Genomic DNA, 18,818 nt, shown 5'->3' on the forward strand with positions numbered 1-18,818 from the left:
TTTCTTCCTCCAATAATATATTCAAAGCACAGAATTCCTGTTATTACATTACACCAAAGATAGCCATAAATGTTCCGGCAGCTACAGCTGTACCGATAACTCCGGCTACGTTCGGTCCCATCGCATGCATCAGAAGGAAGTTGGTCGGATCTGCCTCCGCTCCTACCTTCTGAGATACTCTGGCTGCCATCGGAACTGCAGATACACCCGCGGAACCGATCAGCGGATTCACCTTACCTCCGGTTACCTTACACATAATCTTGCCAAAGATTACTCCGGCAGCTGTACCGAACATGAAGGCTACCAGACCCAGAACAACGATCTTAATAGTATCAAAATTCAGGAATGCTTCCGCGCTCGTAGTTGCTCCTACAGATGTACCGAGCAGAATTACTACAATGTACATCAGTGCATTGGATGCTGTTTCAGTAAGCTGTCTTACCACTCCGCACTCACGGAAAAGATTACCCAGCATCAGCATACCAACCAGCGGTGCTGTAGTAGGAAGAATACAGCATACCACGATTGTTACAATAACCGGGAACAGAATTCTCTCCAGCTTGGAAACAGGTCTTAACTGCTCCATTTTAATCTTACGCTCTTCTTCAGTTGTAAGAAGCTTCATAATTGGCGGCTGAATGATCGGTACCAGTGCCATATAAGAATATGCCGCTACAGCAATCGGTCCCATAATAGCAGTCTGCTGCAGTTTTCCTGCAAGGAAGATGGAAGTCGGGCCGTCCGCTCCACCGATAATAGATACCGCTGCCGCAGCTTTATCTGAGAATCCCATAGCCATAGCTCCCAGATATGCAGCAAAGATACCAAACTGAGCTGCTGCTCCCAGAAGGAAGCTCTTCGGATTGGCAATCAATGGTCCAAAATCTGTCATTGCTCCAACGCCCATAAAAATCAGAGACGGAAGAATTGCCCACTCATCCAGAACGAAGAAGTAATACAGGAGTCCGCCTACACCGTTTGCCGATTCATCTGCATGAAGCATAATATCCGGATAGATATTAACAAGCAGCATACCGAACGCAATCGGGACCAGCAAAAGAGGCTCAAATCCATGCCTGATTGCTAAATATAGGAAAAAACATGCAACTGCAATCATAATTACATTGCCCCATGTAAGACTGAAAAATGCTGTCTGATGCACGAGGTTTCCTAATGTTGTTGTTATATATTCCATTTTTTAACCTCCAGTCGTATCTCGAAACGTAAATCAGAAGATTATGTTTCTTAGTTTAATGTAGCCAGTACTGCTCCAGCCTCAACCGGATCTCCAACAGCCACATCAATACTTGCCACTGTTCCGTCTTCTGGTGCAACGACCGGAATCTCCATCTTCATTGCTTCGATAATAACAACCGGGTCTCCTGATTTTACACTCTGACCAACGCTTGCTTCAATCTTGAATACTTTTCCTGCTGCTCCTGCCTTAACCTGAATAGATCCTGCTCCTGCAGATGCCTTCGGTGCAGCTGCTACAGGTGCTGCTGCAGGTGCCGCAACCGGTGCTGCAACCGGCGCTGCTGATACAGCTCCTGCTCCTTTTTCTTCTACTGTTACATCATATACATTGCCATTAACTGTAATTGTATAATTTTTCATTTCCATATCCTCCTGGTAATCATCCTAATTCCATTTATTTGATTTTCTGCGTTTGATACTTCTTACAACAAAACCATCCGTACTTGTTCCCTCAGCTGCCGCAATTGCTGCTGCGATAACCGCAATCAGCTCTGCATCATCCTGAGCCTTCGGTGCCGGAGCTGCCACTGCTTCAGGTGCTGCCTCAGGTGCCTTTTCAGTCTCTTTTGCTTCTTTTGGTTTCTTAGTGAAAGCAGCCTGTATTGCAGGAATATATTTAAATAAAGAAATAATCAGGGAAATGAATATCAAAACTGAAAATACAGTTCCCATACCCAACAGAGTATTCATTCCTGCTTTCTGCAAAATCTCTCCAAGGGAGAAATGTGCACTGACTGTCACAGACTCAAGAAACAGCTTTTCATCAAACTGGAATTCCAAAGTCGCTTCTCTGTTCTCGAACTTTGCTTCTGTTGTCACCAAGACGCCGTCTTTATCTGCTTCAAATGTGTAATCGCCATGCTCAATAAACTGACCGCACTCATCTTCACCTGCCTGCCAGGATTCCAGCGCTGAAAGGAAAGAATCCGTTGTAAGCGGAAGTCCTGAATCAGCAAGCTGCTGCTCAAAGGTGAATTCACGCATATCCTTCCACTGTTCAATGGTAGCCTCATCAGCCTCAGAACAGTACTGAATCATGAATTCCACTACCTGTTCAAGCGTTGCCTGATCATATTCTACCGTTGTAACCTTACTTGCACATCCGGTAAAGGTAAGCACAGCTGTAAGCATACATAATAATAAGCTAATCTTTTTCTTCACTTTGCCTCACCTCACTAAACCGTTCCGTGTTTTTTTGCCGGGCGGTCTTCTCTCTTTGTGAAGAGCATCTCAAACGCACCGATAACATACTTTCTGGTATCAGCTGGCTGAATGATCGTATCTACATATCCTCTTCTTGCTGCTGATAACGGACTGGACTGCAATTCCTTATATTCTGCTGCTTTTTCTTTAATTGTAGCCGCATCCGCATCTGCATACATAATCTTTGCTGCAAGACCTGCATCCATCATACCGATTTCAGCTTCCGGCCATGCATATACCATATCTGCTCCGATAGACTTACTGTTCATTGCCACATAGGCACTTCCGTATGCTTTACCGATCACAACATTTACCTTCGGAACGGTTGCATTTGCAAAGGTGTAAGTCAGTTTTGCAACAGCCTTTGCCAGGTTCTTTTCAGAACACTTGCTTGCTGCAAATCCATTTACATTTGTCAGAGTCAGTACCGGAATATTGAAAGCGTCACAGAATTCTACAAACTCTGCAGCCTTCTTTGCTCCTCTTGCAGACAGAGAGCCATCAAACTCTGCAACAAGATTTGCTTCTGCATCATATACCTTGGAACGGTTTGCAACAGCTCCTACTGTCATACCATTCAGGCGGATAAAACCTGTAACCATATCTTTTGCATAATTTCTCTTTGTCTCAAAGAAAATGCTGTTGTCAGAGATATTAGCAAGTGCGATTGCTGTATCCTCTGTTGCATTCTCAATACCTGCACATACACGATTCAGATCATCCAGACATTCATCATAGGATGCATCCTCTTCATTGTTACATGGTAACATACATACCAGTGAACGGATTCCTGTAAGAATCTCAGCCTCTGTTCCCACAACATCTACCAGTCCTGCTTCCTCACTCTGGAATGCAGCGGATGATGTATCACATTTACTGATCTCATTTCCCGGAATAGCATTCGGAGAATTTACAAACAGCCTTGCTTTGTCAGCTTCCATAAAAGTAAAATCTGTCAGAGCAGGAATTACGGACAATCCACCTCCGCAGGTTCCGAAAATTGCAGTAATCTGCGGAATCACACCAGATGCCATTGACTGCTTCATATACAGGCTTCCAAATGCCTCCAGAGCATCTGTTGCTTCCTGAAGTCTCATTCCTGCACAATCCACAAGACCAATCACCGGTGCACCCATCTTCATAGCCATATCGTAGATATTAGCAATTTTCTTTGCGTGCATCTCACCAATTGCTCCGTTCAGCACTTCCGGATTCTGGCTGTATACGTATACCAGGTTTCCGTCGATCACTCCATAACCGGTAATTACACCATCACCAGGAGTTTCTTTTTCCTGCATGTTGAAATCTGTTGTTCTTGCTGTAACAGCACCGCCGATTTCGACAAAGCTTCCTGCATCAAGTAAAGCGGCAATTCTCTGACTTGCTGCACTTTCTGTTGCCATGTTGCTCATAGTCAAGCCCTCCATTTTCTCAGATATTTAAATTGGGTTTTTCTTATGTGTACCATAAACTAATAAAAGTAAAACCAAATTTTCTGCCGAGTATATTATATCCGTTTTCATGTAAAACTTCAACTATTTTTCTCCATTATTTGTTAATTTCTTCACGAAAAAAGCGGCTCGAAAATTTCGAGCCGCCTGTAAGTTTCTGTTTTTAAACTTTTATTTCTGATTTCTGAACTGTACAGGGGTGATTCCGTAAGCTTTTTTGAACAGTCTGTTGAAATGTTCGACATTCTGATATCCTACGGTCAGTGCAATATTCTCAACGGTCATACTGCTTCCCTTCAGCATGGCACGAGCTTTCTTCATCCGTATCTTTTTCACCAGCTCTCCGAATGTCATTCCGGATTTTTCTTTGATGTATTTGGAAAGATACGGTTTTGACAGGAAGAACTTTTCGGAAAGATCATCCAGTGTAACATCAATATAATTTGCCTGAATATAATTCATAATTTCAATCATGCGGGCATCCTTACAGCCTTCGGAGCTCTTAATCTCATCCAGTTTATTGACCGCAACGATCAGAGCCTCGATAGAAGCTTTGATGATATCGGCATCAATACCAACTCCCCAGCATGTCTTGCCCTTGCAGATGATTCCCACGTAAGCCACAGCCTTGGAAGAAGATCCTCTGGTAAGAGAATGCTCTTCATAGAATCGAAGTTCATAGCTGATGTTAAAGTACTGTTTGATCGCGTTGCTGACTGCATCCAGACGTCCGTTACCGGATGCAGTTACCACTCTCTGGTCATTGCCATGCTGAATTGTTGCGTCAGCGATAATACCATCTGTCTGTTTGAAATGGCATTCTTCAATAGAGAACACACTCTTGGCATTGACATAGCTGTCGCTGAAAATCTGGTATACCCACTCCGGTGTCAGCTCTTTGTGCGCTTTGTCGGATACGTCCTTCACCAGATATCCAACTTCCTCCCGCATCTTCTCAGGCAGGTTGATTCCATAGCTCTGTTTCAGAATATAATTTACGCCGCCTTTTCCGGACTGGCTGTTAATACGGATAACATCAGAATCGTATTTTCTTCCCACATCCTGCGGATCGATCGGCAGATACGGAACCGTCCATGTTTCACAGTTTTTCTCTTCTCTCCATGCCATTCCTTTTGCAATCGCATCCTGATGAGAACCGGAAAATGCTGTAAATACCAGGTCTCCCGCATATGGCTGACGCTCATATACGTGCATTCTGGTCAAACGTTCATAGGTCTCTCTGATCTCTGCCATATTAGAGAAATCCAGTCCCGGATTCACTCCGTGGGAATACATATTCATTCCCAGTGTAATGATGTCCACGTTACCGGTACGCTCACCATTTCCGAACAGTGTTCCTTCGATTCGGTCAGCTCCTGCAAGGATGCCTACTTCTGCAGTTGCTACACCGCATCCTCTGTCGTTATGCGGGTGTAAGCAAAGGATAACATTCTCTCTGTATTTCAAATGCTTATGTACATATTCAAGCTGAGTTGCAAATACATGCGGCATCGCATTTTCAACCGTAGTCGGTATGTTAATGATTGCTTTCTTTTCCGGTGTCGGCTGCCAGATATCCAGAACAGCGTTGCATACTTCCACAGCGTAATCAACCTCTGTGCCCGGGAAGCTCTCCGGGCTGTACTGGAAGGTAAAGTTGCCTTCCGTCTCATCTGCCAGCTGCTTCAGAAGTTTGGCACCGTCGATTGCAATCTTCATTACTTCTTCTTTACTCTTCTTAAATACCTGTTCTCTCTGTGCAACGGATGTAGAATTATAGAGATGAATGACTGCATGAGGAGCACCTTTTACAGCTTCAAATGTTTTTTTAATAATATGCTCTCTTGCCTGTGTCAGTACCTGAACCGTCACATCGTCCGGAATCATATTTTTTTCGATCAGAGTTCGCATAAAACGATATTCTGTCTCGGACGCAGCCGGAAATCCCACCTCGATTTCCTTAAAACCGATCTTAACCAGCATCTCAAAGAACTCTAACTTTTCTTCCAGACTCATGGGTTCGATCAATGCCTGGTTACCGTCACGCAGGTCTACGCTGCACCAGATCGGCGGCTTTTCAATATATTCTTTTTTTACCCAGTCGTATGTAACCTCCGGCGGCATAAAATATTGTCGTTCGTATTTCTTGCAATTATCCATCTTCAATCCTCTCCTTTATATTGAAATAATCACCTCATCAGCAAAAGATAAATTATTATCAATTTTCTTGTTCATTTTTAACTCCCCCTTATCCTAACATAGACTTTTCAAAAAGAAAAGGGGCAATTTTAATCATTTTTATTGATGTAATTTAATGTTTCTTTTGATGACACTTTTTCATATCAATCTGTCATAAAAAGAAACTTTTGCAAATATCTTCCACATTATCCCAAAACACTCTTTTTCGGATTGTACTGCAGGTTACAATTTCCCAGCTTCCTATCACCTCGTCCTCTAGCCGGTACCGCAGAATTCCCACCTGCTCTCCCTTTTTAACAGGAGCCCGAAGCTGTTCTTTCACTTCCACTTCCCGTTTCGGTTCCTCATCCTCATGAAGTAAAAGCTTCCATTCTTCCGGTTCATTCTGAATTATGATATCTGTCTGCTCCACTATGCCATTCTCTACAGTAACCGGCGATAGTTTGATTTCATGCCATACATTGCGATAGTGATAATGCTCAAGCCCATATTCCATGAGCTTTCTGGTATCCGACCACTTGTATCCTTTATTATTCGGCCACCCACATGCCAGGAGGGCTACAATAAAAGTTCTCTCATTCCTTCTGAGAGCTCCCACATAGCAATACCCCGCATCCGCAGTAAAACCTGTTTTTCCTGATAAGGCCCCCTCCATCATGGTGAGAAATGCATTATGATTACTGCAATGAAAGCTTCTGTTCCCCTCTTCATTCTGAAATTCATACTCAGCCGTTCCGGTAATTTGCAGAAATTCTTCTTTTTTTGTGGAATCCATAATGCAATAACGCATAATCTTTGCCAGTTCTTCAGCAGTGGTAGCATGTTTTCCCTTTTCGTCCTCAGCATCCAGACCATTTGGTGTAATGAAATATGTATGCCTGCATCCCAGTTCCACAGCCTTCTGATTCATAAGCTTTGCAAATTCCTCCACAGAACCGGCCACATGCTCCGCCAGTACTACAGCACTGTCATTATGGGATTCCAGCATCAGAGAATAAAGCAGATGTTCAATCCGATAATGCTCCCCCTCCTGTACACCCAGCCGGACCTTCGGCTGAGACGCTGCGTTTTGCGACACACTGGCAATTTCATCTGTCTGTGAATTTTCCAACACCAATATACAGGTCATAATCTTCGTAGTACTGGCCATGGGCAGGACCGCAGTTTCTTCTTTTCCAAATAAAACACGCCCGCTGTCTGCATCCATCAGGACCGCTGACCGGGCGTATAAATCTGAAAGCTCCTCCGGGTTCTCTTCGGTTCCTGCCCCACAAATAACAAGAACAGCCAGAAACCCTGCCGCTATCGCAAAAAATTTTTTCCATATTTTCATACTCTCACAGCACTTCTGTCTTCCATCGTTACTGTAAATCTATGTCAGGAAAAAACTAAATATTCAATTTCATCTGAACTTCTTCCTCTGCCTCCGATTTGAAGTTCTCCACCTGCTCCGCATTCAGACTTGGCAGCTCATCCAGTGAATGCACACTGAATCTGCGAAGGAATTCTTCTGTAGTTCCAAAAAGAATCGGTCTTCCGGGGGCATCCAATCTCCCCACTTCACATACCAGATTATACTCCACCAGTTTGTTCACAGCATGATCAGATTTGACACCGCGGATCTTTTCTATCTCAATCTTCGTAATCGGCTGGCGATAAGCAATAATAGAAAGTGTCTCCAGCTGAACATCTGTAAGAACATATTTTTTCGGCTGTTTTGCAATCCGGATCAGATACTCATACATATCCGGTTTGGTGCACATCTGAAATGCCCCATCCAGTTCAATAATCTGCACGCCGCGATCCTGCTTCTTATACTTATCCATCATATTGTGTATGATTTTACGTGTAGTTTCCTCATCATGCTCAATCGCTGCTGCGATTCTGGAAAGTTCAACGGAATCTCCCATCGTAAACAGGATTGCTTCAATAACTCCCTCTAATCTTTTTATTTCCAAACCCTTTACTCCTTTGCATCCCCTAATCCTCTTCCGACTCTGTAATCATGGAGGTTATCTCAATATCATCAAAAGGCTGTTCCTGTGCTATCCGTATCTTTCCGGTCTTCATCAGTTCAAGAATTGCCAGAAATGTTACGATAATCTGAATCTTAGAGCTCTGTCTGGTCAGAAGATTCCGAAAACTAAATATCCTGTGCTCCCGGGCATATTCTTCAACATAATCCAGCTTCTCAGGAAGTGTGACTTCTTCCTTCTCTATTTTTCCGAATCTGCTTCTTACCGGGTCAATCTTGTCACTCTGCTTTCTTATTACTTCTTTAAAAATGATATTAAGTTTCTGCAGAGTCAGCCCGTCGAGAAGCCTGTCCAGATCTACAGGTTCTACATAATTCATCACCTCATCCGGAATTTGAGGTTCCCTGTAAAGTAAACGTTCTCCCTCTACCTGCCGATCCTTCAACTCATAAGACATATATTTGTACATCTTGTACTGAAGAAGCTGTTCGACCAGTTCCGCACGCGGATCTTCTTCTTCTCCCTCTTCATTCACTTCTTTTGGCAGCAGCATCCGGCATTTAATATCCAGAAGAGTTGCTGCCATAAGAAGAAATTCACTCATCACGTTCAGGTCCTGCTTTTCCATCTCGCGGATGTATTCCATATACTGATTCGTAATTTCCACAATCGGGATATCATAAATATCTATTTTATTTTTATCAATCAAATGCAGCAGAAGATCCAGCGGTCCCTCAAAAACCTGCAGTTTTACCGGTATTCCCATAGATATCCCTCGTCTTTCATAGCCTAACTTTGATATTATACCTAAATTTCCATTGATACACAAGTCCATACTATTCTTTTTTCAGGGTGACAGACACCAGCTCTGCCATATTCAGATATCGCAGATTCACGGTATGCGTACCAAGTCCCCGGCTTACGATTCCGTAACACCCTTCTGTCTGGTAGATATCGCCGGAAAAACGTGGGAAAAGCTGTGCCTGAGGAGTAATTAGCCCTCCGATAAATGGAAGCCGGATGATTCCCCCGTGTAAATGTCCGGAAAATGTCAGATCCGCTCCCCACCTTGAATATTGCTCCATATAGACCGGATTGTGCGCAAGTAAAACCTGATAACGGGAAGGATCCGGTTTTCCAATTCGTGCTTCAATTTCTTTTACTGCAAGCGGACGTTCACGAAAATGGCTGTAACAGGAAATTGGTATCTCCAGACCGGTAATCGTCACAGGCATCCCTTTCCACTGCACATCACAGGATTCATTTTCAAGAATATGAACTCCACAGTCCAGAAGCTGCTCTTTATATCTGGCATATCGGTCATCATAGAATTCCGGTTCGTCTTTCATTTTCTGCTCATGATTGCCATTAGCCGCATATACCGGAGCAATCGAAGCCAGCTCCTTTAACAGGGAAACCGCCGTACAATCTGTATCTTTTTCTGTTCTTGTAAGCATATCTCCGCCTATCAATATGGCATCCGGACGTTGCTTTTTAACAGCCTTTACCAGCTTCACATTTTTACTGCCATAATTTTTCCCATGCAGATCAGAAAGGAAAATCAGACGTATGTCACCTTTTGCCGTCTGATCGTCCTTACTTTTCTGATTTATCTCGTATTTTCTAATACAAAACGAAGAAAGTTCCCTCAATACTTCTATACATACCGTTGTAACAGACAGCATGAGAATCCAAATTGGTGTTTTTTTCATCTTTTCTTCTTTATTCTTTATTTTAGCTAACATTAGAACTTCTTACCCTATCCTTGTTCATACTTTTTCAGAATGATGCATATAATCAATGATTTACAAAGATTTTCAGAGGAAGAAATAATCCAAAGCCCGTTCCAGTGCATGAATGTAATTCATTTTTTCCACACTTTTTCGCGTCACAATATCTACAGAACCAATCTTACTGCCATTCATGTAGTATTCCATCTCTCCTGCTTTCTCCCCCTTATTAACCGGAGCTTTCAGAGACTTATATAGAACCGGATTCTTCTCAATTGCAGACAAATCAGTACCTGTAGTATCGATATATTGAAATGCTTTCTCCTGTTTGACTTCCACCGAATCTTCTTTTCCCTGTACAACCGGGACATCAGATATTCTTCCAATTCCATCATCTGAATATTTCATACATTTTCCAAATGCATAATTCAGAAGATTCATAGCATCCCGGAATCTGGTTTTAGAGTCTTCAGCAGCCATAATAACCGCAATCAGATCCATGTCATTTTTCCTTGCAGTAGCAGAGACACAGAACTTCGCCTCATTCGTGGATCCGGTTTTCAACCCTGTCGTGTACTCATACTGTCGTACCAGCTTATTCGTATTCGTTAATCCAAATTCACTGATTCCCTTCTTTGTTGTGTGAGTAATATTTTCCATCCAGATCATCGAATAATTCTGTATCTCCGGATATCTGCTGATAAGTTCCCTGGACATCAGAGCAATATCTCTTGCCGTTGTCACATGTCCCTCTGTATCCAGTCCGTTACAATTAACAAAGTTTGTATTTTCCATGCCCAGCTCTTTTGCTCTTGTATTCATCTTTTTTACGAATTCCGACTCACTGCCACAGATAAATTCTGCCATTGCCACACATGCCTCGTTTAAAAATGGTAGAGCTTATTCTCTGATTTTAATCATTGTAAGAATGTTTTCTTCATTCTCATATGAATAAGACACATGGTCCATAATTTTTTTCATCAGGAAAATTCCAAATCCCTTCATTTCATCATCTTCCATCAACTGGTCAAAATCAACCACTGAATCAATCAATGGATTAAATGGTATTCCACCGTCAATCAAACATATGATGATTGCTCTTTTCTCATCCCCACTACTTTCTTTTACAAACTTTCCATTACAGTTAATACTGATTCTGACTCTGCCACCCTTTCTCTGACAGGCACGATCAACCACATTCAGAAACAGTTCCTCAATTACCATTAAAATCTGCAACGAAACTTTTATCGGACAGGATCCTTCTTTAAAAGCCTTTTCTGCAAATTCCAGGACATCCTGCAATGCCTCCCTGTCTGCAGAAAACTGTCTTTCAGCCACACGTTTTTCCTCATCTACCTGGTAAAAATCAAGCATTAACATTGTAATATCGTCAAACTGTGGGGCTTCTCCTACAAATAGATTTATGTCTTTTTTCAGACCGTTTATCATCTCAAAGGCCGTATCATCCATATGACTATTCAGATATTTTTGAAGTCTTTCTTCGCCATACAGCTCTTCGCCTGTGTTTGTAGCTTCCGTCACACCATCTGTATATAAAAACAGACGGTCACCCGGATCAAGATACATCTCATTTTTTCTGTAAATAGTATCTTCCATGCCTGCAAGTATAAACCCGGAACGTTTTCTGACATAATCGAATCCCTTTCCTCTTTTTCGAAGAAGCGGCGGATTATGACCCGCATTAACATAGCTGAGCTTTCCGTTTCTCAAATCCAATATACCGAACCACGCCGTTACAAAAAGACCAGCCTCATTTCCTTCACAGAGAACCTGATTAGCTGAATCGAACACCTCATTTACATCAATCTGTGTTCTTGCATAGTTTTTGATCAAAGCCTTCGACAATGCCATAAACATGGCAGCCGGAACACCTTTTCCGGATACATCGGCAATGACAATAGCAAGATGGTTCTCACCAATCATAAAGAAATCGTAGAAATCACCGCCAACCTCTTTCGCAGGTGTCATACTGGCATAAAGATCAAATTCTTCATGTTCCGGAAAAGCCGGAAAAATACGGGGCAGCATCTGTGCCTGTATCTCAGATGCAAATTCCAGTTCCGCATCAATACGTCCCTTCTCCGTAGTCAGCGTCTTAAGATTTTCAATATAATTCTTAAGATTTTCAGTCATTCTTACATAAGCCCCTGCAAGCTTACCGACATCAGTTTTTGCATTTGCCAGAGATTTATAATCCTCCGCCAGTTTCTCCCGCATGGTATCGTCTACCGATTTGTCATAATACTTACCTGTGATATAAACAAGACGGTCAATCGGACGAATAAACCGCTTTTCCAAAAGCCTGATTACTATCATTGCCAGGATGAGATACAGCCGGATTCCATTCCTTTGATATGTATTCAGAACATGCCACCAATCACTTGTTATTTCTTCATCTATGGTATACATAAAATATATCCACGAATTTGCTGATATTACCAGAATAATAGCTATTAAAAAGACGAAAAAAATAATTCTTTCATTCAGATGGAATACAACCTTCTTATTTTCATCAATTATCCCTAATTTTCTCCGAACCTCGTAAAATAACGGCAACAAAACAATACCGATCATGATCCCATAATCAAACATAGAAATCGTACCTACAATACTAGCTGAAAGATTATAGAGTCCGATAGCCGCCGCGTTAATCAGTACACTGACGACAGATACTACCAGGATAACACCACAGAATTTTAATACTCTGGAAAATCTGTCCAGACGAAACTCTTCTCCTTTTCTGCCTTTATTAAGCTTCATCCAAAGAAAATACGGGAGAGCACATAAACAAAACCACTGCAAACTTCTGAACAAAGTATACATTAATTCACGTCCATTCATGAGCATAACAATTGCATTTCCCACCATGCTTCCCAGGGCTCCCGGAATTCCAAATGCCATACCCTGCGCTGTTACTATCGCAATTTCAGGACGGAAACTATAGCTTACATCAAAAAAAGTTCTGAATTCTGTAACAGCTATGACGGTTACGGCTGTAACAATGACCCCTGCCATAAATGAAACAAATGTCCTGTGGTCTAATCTGATTTGAAATTTCTTTTTCGAGCACTTGTCTTCTGTCATTGCGTCCCTTCAACTCCTTTATTTTTTGATCTTTATCATTGTAAGAATATTTTCATCATTTTCACGGGAACAGGTTATGTGATCCATAAGCTTTTTCACCAGTAAAATTCCCATTCCTTTTGTCTCTTTCTCATTCATCAGTGACTGGATATCTGTCATCTCATATGTAAGCGGATCAAATGGAATCCCCCTGTCGATCATGCGAATTATGACCGCTGCGTCTGAGTTGTCCTGTCCCGATTTCACCCATCTTCCATCACTGTCAATGCAGATTTTCACTTTTCCTGATTTTCCCGGATAAGCATACGAAGCCACATTTGAGAACATCTCCTCAATTGCCATTGCAATCTGCATTATCAAACCAGTCGAACAGGAAGCCATTCTAAGCTCTGCCTCTACAAAACCTAACACTTCCCGAAGTTCCCCAACATTTGCTGCAAATTCCCTTTCTGCAATACGTTTTTCTTTTGCATACTTGTTATAATCCAGCATAAGCATTGTAATGTCATCAAATTGAGGGGCTTCTCCCACGAATGCATCAATATTAGCTCTTAATCCATGTATCATTTCATAAGGTGTAAGTCCCCTGTTCGTATTGAGAAATGTCTGAAGCCGCTCTTCGCCGTACAGTTCTTCACTGGCATTCGTGGCTTCTGTTACTCCATCTGTATACAGGAAAAGGCGGTCGCCGGGTTTAAGATACATCTCATGTTTTCTGTAGACAGTATTTTCCATTCCTGCAAGAATAAAGCCCGGACGCATTTTCAGATACTCAAATTCCCCATTCTCTTTTTGAATGAGGGGCGGATTATGCCCGGCATTCACATAACTGAGCTTTCCATCGTTCAAATCCAGAACACCCAGCCACGCAGTAACAAAAAGACCGGCGTCATTTCCTTCGCACAGAGCTCTGTTCACAGCTTTAAACACCTCATGTACATCCATATACATCTTTGCATGGCTTTTAATCAATGCTTTAGCTAATGCCATAAACATTGCAGCAGGCACACCTTTCCCGGATACGTCTGCTATAACAACAGCAAGATATCTCTCTCCAATCATAAAGAAATCATAAAAATCACCGCCAACTTCTTTTGCCGGTGTCATACTGGCATACAGATCGAATTCATCATGTTCCGGAAAAACACGGGGAAGCATCTGCGCCTGTATCTCAGACGCAAGATTCAGCTCTGCATCAATACGTCCTTTTTCGGTAGTAATTCTCTTTACATCCTCAATATATATCTTCAGATTATCAGTCATCCTCACATATGCAGCAGCAAGCTTGCCTACATCCGTATCATCAGCTGCAAGTAATTTATAATCTTCCAGCATCTCTTCTCTTATTTTGTCATCAACAGATTCGTCGTAATATTTGCCGGTAATACTGATTAATCTGTCTATCGGACGGGTAAAACGTCTTTCCAGCATCCACACAAACACTACAGTAATAAGAAGAAACAACCGCAGTGCTACCCTCTGAAAATATGTAATCGTAAACCACCAGTCTTGTGTTATTGCCTCATCAAGGATATAAGAATAATATATAAAGACACCTGTAAGCGCCGCAAGGAAAACTCCTATTACAACAATGAAAAAAATAACTTTCTCATTTGTATGGTAGATAAAAGGCTCCTTCTTCTCTGACATCCCAAGCTTTCTGCGAAGCCGGTATGCTATTGGCAGAAGTATGATGCCTGTCATCACCCCATAATCAAAATAACAGCCAAAACCATATAACCACGGATAAGTGCTAAATGAAAGATAGTCACTGGCAGCTATATTAAAAATAATGCACAATACTGACACAACCACCGCAGCCAGACAGAACTTAAGTACCCTGGATACCCTGTCCAATCGAAATTCATCATAATTCCTGCCACCATTCATTTTTTGCCACATGATATATGAAACTATACACAGGACAAGCCATTGCGCACTCCTGATAAGAATAAATACTACATCTTCACCAAGAATACATCTTACTATAATATTTCCTGCCACACTTCCAAATGCGGCAGGAATCCCGAACACGATACCCAAAACAAGAGAAATGGAAACCTGTGGAACCGTTATCCAGAAAATCGGTTCAATATAATCACTGAATGGATTTAAAACCTCTATTGTAATGATACTCATCAACATTCCTATCAGAAATGAAAATATCATATTGCGATTCCTTCTGATAAATATTTGCCTTTCTGATTGTTTCTCTTCTATCATTATATTTCGTCATCTCCTTTATCAAGATATGTTTCTGTTATTGCACAACCCAATTCACTATGAATATATAATAGCCGATTTTTCATCGTTTGTACACCTAATTTGTCAATTCATACGGATTATTAAACTTATAAAAGATACTGATAGAGCCATCCTCATTTACTTCAATTTTATCTATCAGCTCTAATACTACATTTCTCGTCAGTTCGCCAATATTGATATAATTCTTAAATTCTTCCACCCACTTATCGTGTTGAATTTCAAGAGCTTCCTGTTCTGCGATTTCTTTATTCGCTCTATCTAAATGCTCCTGAAGCATAACAATATCTGCATCATATTCCCGAATGTAAGACAAATATTCTTCCTTCGTAATCAATTCATCCATATAATTCTGATACGTCTTTTTCTTATAACCCGTTTTATGAAGAATCTCCTTTTCCATATTCCGAATCTGATTTGCAAACTCTTTTCTTTTTCCATCGATATAGTCAGTTTTATTCAGTTCCTGAATATCCTCAGGTGTTAAGATCTTTTTTGCCTCCTCCCGAATCGATTCTAAAACAATACTTTCCAACTGGTCATGTCGAATCGCATGGCTTGTGCAGTATTTTTTCCCCTGGGTCTTATAAGTTTTGCAGCAGTATCCTGTAAACGGATGCTTTCCTCTCCTGTCGTAGGTTCTTACCATGGCGTGCTTACATTCAGCACAGATAAGAATACCGGAAAATACAGATTCCATTATACTACTGCCAACTGATTTCACACGTATTTTCTGTCTTTCCTGTACACGAAGAAATGTATCCTCAGCAATAATCGGCTCATGCTGGTTCAGAACACGTATCCATTTTTCCTTTGACTGTTTCACATGTTTCTTATCTTTATAAGACAGATTATTATACTTATTCTGTACAACATGACCGAGATACACTTCATTATTTAAAATCGTATGTATGGTCTGATAAGACCAGTTCCTGGTTGTATCAAGTTCATGCGCATTATAATAGTTTATCCCCAAAACACGCCTCTTATACTGAGATGGAATCAGTATCCCGTCATCAGATAAAATTCTTCCTATCTTTGCTTTACCATATCCCTGTAAATACAGCTGAAATATCCTCCTGACAACACCTGCAGCATATTCGTCTACTACCAGATGATTATGATTCTTCGGGTCTTTGATATATCCATATGGGCAGGACGAACCCAGGAACTGTCCATCCTTCATTTTTGCGCGAAATGCACTTCTGATATTCTTTGAGAGATCCTCACAGTACCATTCATTTACCAGCCCATTGATCTGGCGCGATTTCTTGTTGTCCTGACTGGCTGTATCCGTCCCATCAACCACACCGATAAAACGAATCCCCAGATTCGGCAGGTCGTGGTGCAGATACTTCTCAATATGCTCCATATTACGCGAAAATCTGGACTGAGATTTCGCAATAATAACACCGAATTTTCCCAAACTGGCATCGTGCATCATTCGTTCAAAGGCAGGACGCGTATCGAAGAGACCGCTTTCATCATCATCGGAATAGATTTCTACAATCTTGAAATCATGCTCCAAAGCATAATCAGTCAGTAAGAGCCGTTGGTTCTGGATACTGGCACTCTCATCACCCCTACACAATTTATCCATATCTTCTTTGGACAGGCGCAGGTATAATGCAGCCTCATTCTCCCTGCTCATACCGGCTCCTGTGTAGCTGAATGACAGACTTCATACAATCCACCAGCCGTTTATCTCCGTAAGAGACTGTGATCTTGATGGAAGGTATTGGTGATGTACCAGTTAATCTTTTCGTTACACTCTTCTTATTTTTTTCAGACATTCAGCACCAGCTCTCCACTTTTCTATACTGTCTACCATTCTTAAACGCCACCCATGCGTCATTTGCACTTGCCACCGCAATGCACTTGATCATGGTATCCACTGTCTGTGTCTCTCCCGGCTCCAGAAATACCTGTGATCCGCCCATGGATGCCGCATATTCCGATGTCGTCACCTGGTCTTCAAGTGAAATCTTCTTATCTGCCAGTGCATCAAAAATCAACAAAAGTGTCATAACTTTGGTCACACTTGCAGGAGGACGTTTCGTATCTGCATCTTTTTCAAAAATAACCTGCCCGGTCGATGCCTCCATCAGAATAGCCGACGGAGCACTGATTTCTATAGCCACTGCTATTTCCTGTTCCACGTTCTCTGATTCGTTTTCCTGTAATTTTTCAGTATTCTCAGCCGTTTCTTCTGCCTGAACTTCCATTTCACCCGGACAGAACAGGACTCCCTGAATCCCCATCAGTACACTCAAGATGATTGCCAGAATTCTTCGCATTTCTTCCTCATATACTCTATATCTATTATTATCATTGTAAGCCTTCACTTCATCAATTATGTCTGTCCCTTTTGCATTTTGACTTCTGATATGATAAAATCAGATTTGTCCTGCCCTGATGCAGGTAAAACAAATACAAACAGATGCCGCGCACATGCGGCAGATTGGAGAGAAGTATGAATAAGAAAGAAGTACTGGAAATCCGCAAACAATTTTCCCCGGAAAACTGTGCGATTACACGTATCTGTGGATGTTATGTGGACGGTGATAAAGAAAAGAGGCTGGAATTCAAAGAAGCATTTCTCTCTCTTCCGGAAGAAGAGACTTTCAAATACTATGACATTTTCAAACGAACCTTATCCGGAACACTGGGAAAGAATCTAATTAACATGGGATTTCCTCTGGAACAGGAATTAAAAGGTGGAACACAGGATTTCCTGATGCAGTTAAAAAACAGTAAATTAACAGACGATATGCTGGTATCCGAATTCTATGACAAGGTTATCGAATACTATGATTTCGGAGAGCATTATCTGATTCTCCTCATTCACGCAGCCTATGATGTGCCGGGAAGATCCAGCGATGGCTCAGAGATGTTTGACGCATCCGATTCTGTGTATGATTACATACTGTGCAGCATCTGCCCTGTCACTCTGTCAAAAGCCGGTCTCTGTTATAATGCCCTGAAAAACAGTATCGAGGATCGGGTTCGTGACTGGATTGTGGCCGACCCGGCCAACGGTTTTCTGTATCCGGCATTTAATGACAGAAGCACAGATCTTCACAATATCCTCTATTACTCTAAAAAGCCCGAGGAATTAAAGGATTATTTTATCGAGATGGTACTGGGATGCAGTGAGATTATGAGTGCCGGAAACCAGAAGGAATCTTTCCAGCACATACTTACAAATACGCTTGGAGATGACTGTGATTATACAGTTGTTAAGACAATTCATGAGAATCTGAATGAGATGATCGAAGAGGCGAAGGAAGAGCCGGAACCACTCTCTCTGGACAAGCAGGACGTAAAACGGCTGCTGAATAAAAGCGGTGTAACCGAGGAACAGATGGAGTCCTTCGACAAAGATTACGATGAAAATATCGGAGCCGGTACCTCACTCCTTGCATCCAATATTACCAATCTCCGGAAATTCAACATCAAGACACCTGATATCGTCGTTCAGGTCAATCCGGAACGTACTGACCTGGTAGATGTACAGGTTATTGACGGAAGAAGATGTCTTGTAATTCCGATCGATGATCAGGTCGAGATTAACGGAATATCTGTGAATCCTCGTTAGGGGGGACGGCGGGACACAGAACCGTCCCTCTGTCCCG

General features: G+C 41.8%; 14 protein-coding genes and 2 pseudogenes. 1 reads left to right on the forward strand and 15 read right to left on the reverse strand.

What is annotated here, in order from left to right:
• Positions 1-43: 43 nt before the first annotated feature.
• The 15 genes and pseudogenes from ACQRCC_RS01070 to ACQRCC_RS01140 all read right to left on the reverse strand — a co-directional run.
• Positions 44-1,195: a sodium ion-translocating decarboxylase subunit beta gene (locus tag ACQRCC_RS01070; RefSeq protein ID WP_427848959.1), complete on the reverse strand. Its 1,152-nt coding sequence runs from the start codon at positions 1,193-1,195 to the stop codon at positions 44-46.
• A 50-nt stretch (positions 1,196-1,245) separates the two neighbouring features.
• The gene (locus ACQRCC_RS01075) at positions 1,246-1,617 is read right to left on the reverse strand and encodes a biotin/lipoyl-containing protein (protein WP_427848960.1); all 372 of its coding nucleotides are present in this window, start codon (positions 1,615-1,617) and stop codon (positions 1,246-1,248) included.
• 24 nt (positions 1,618-1,641) lie between these two features.
• Entirely contained in the window at positions 1,642-2,418 is a 777-nt protein-coding gene (locus tag ACQRCC_RS01080; RefSeq protein WP_427848961.1) for an OadG family transporter subunit, read from the reverse strand.
• Positions 2,419-2,432: 14 nt separating this feature from the next.
• On the reverse strand, positions 2,433-3,872 hold the full coding sequence (locus ACQRCC_RS01085) for an acyl-CoA carboxylase subunit beta (RefSeq protein WP_427848962.1): 1,440 nt from the start codon (positions 3,870-3,872) through the stop codon (positions 2,433-2,435).
• 210 nt (positions 3,873-4,082) lie between these two features.
• The gene (locus ACQRCC_RS01090) at positions 4,083-6,071 is read right to left on the reverse strand and encodes a 2-isopropylmalate synthase (protein ID WP_427848963.1); all 1,989 of its coding nucleotides are present in this window, start codon (positions 6,069-6,071) and stop codon (positions 4,083-4,085) included.
• Between the two features lie 190 nt (positions 6,072-6,261).
• Complete coding sequence (locus ACQRCC_RS01095) at positions 6,262-7,443, reverse strand: D-alanyl-D-alanine carboxypeptidase family protein (protein ID WP_427848964.1); 1,182 nt, start codon at positions 7,441-7,443, stop codon at positions 6,262-6,264.
• 55 nt (positions 7,444-7,498) lie between these two features.
• Positions 7,499-8,068, reverse strand: coding sequence for an SMC-Scp complex subunit ScpB (gene scpB, locus ACQRCC_RS01100; RefSeq protein ID WP_427848965.1), 570 nt, complete (start codon positions 8,066-8,068; stop codon positions 7,499-7,501).
• 22 nt (positions 8,069-8,090) lie between these two features.
• Entirely contained in the window at positions 8,091-8,852 is a 762-nt protein-coding gene (locus ACQRCC_RS01105; RefSeq protein WP_427848966.1) for a segregation and condensation protein A, read from the reverse strand.
• Positions 8,853-8,922: 70 nt separating this feature from the next.
• Positions 8,923-9,831 carry a metallophosphoesterase gene (locus tag ACQRCC_RS01110; RefSeq protein WP_427848967.1) on the reverse strand — a complete coding sequence of 303 codons (909 nt, stop codon included), beginning with the start codon at positions 9,829-9,831 and terminating at the stop codon, positions 8,923-8,925.
• Between the two features lie 72 nt (positions 9,832-9,903).
• Positions 9,904-10,701 (reverse strand): annotated as a pseudogene (locus tag ACQRCC_RS01115) (D-alanyl-D-alanine carboxypeptidase family protein); the annotation flags it as partial.
• A gap of 15 nt (positions 10,702-10,716) precedes the next feature.
• The gene (locus ACQRCC_RS01120; protein WP_427848968.1) at positions 10,717-12,921 is read right to left on the reverse strand and encodes a SpoIIE family protein phosphatase; all 2,205 of its coding nucleotides are present in this window, start codon (positions 12,919-12,921) and stop codon (positions 10,717-10,719) included.
• Between the two features lie 18 nt (positions 12,922-12,939).
• Positions 12,940-15,090, reverse strand: coding sequence for a SpoIIE family protein phosphatase (locus ACQRCC_RS01125; protein ID WP_427848969.1), 2,151 nt, complete (start codon positions 15,088-15,090; stop codon positions 12,940-12,942).
• Between the two features lie 151 nt (positions 15,091-15,241).
• Positions 15,242-16,834 carry a recombinase family protein gene (locus tag ACQRCC_RS01130; RefSeq protein ID WP_427848970.1) on the reverse strand — a complete coding sequence of 531 codons (1,593 nt, stop codon included), beginning with the start codon at positions 16,832-16,834 and terminating at the stop codon, positions 15,242-15,244.
• On the reverse strand, positions 16,818-16,976 hold the full coding sequence (locus ACQRCC_RS01135) for a hypothetical protein (RefSeq protein ID WP_427848971.1): 159 nt from the start codon (positions 16,974-16,976) through the stop codon (positions 16,818-16,820). The genes ACQRCC_RS01130 and ACQRCC_RS01135 overlap by 17 nt, the downstream gene beginning before the upstream one ends.
• A gap of 45 nt (positions 16,977-17,021) precedes the next feature.
• Positions 17,022-17,480: pseudogene (locus tag ACQRCC_RS01140) on the reverse strand (D-alanyl-D-alanine carboxypeptidase family protein); the annotation flags it as partial.
• A gap of 176 nt (positions 17,481-17,656) precedes the next feature.
• On the opposite strand from ACQRCC_RS01140, the gene ACQRCC_RS01145 reads away from it, so the two are divergent.
• On the forward strand, positions 17,657-18,781 hold the full coding sequence (locus ACQRCC_RS01145) for a DUF4317 domain-containing protein (protein WP_427848972.1): 1,125 nt from the start codon (positions 17,657-17,659) through the stop codon (positions 18,779-18,781).
• Positions 18,782-18,818 lie beyond the last annotated feature (37 nt).

It is taken from the genome of Sporofaciens sp. SGI.106 (assembly GCF_050314255.1).
Classification (GTDB): Bacteria; Bacillota; Clostridia; order Lachnospirales; family Lachnospiraceae; genus Claveliimonas.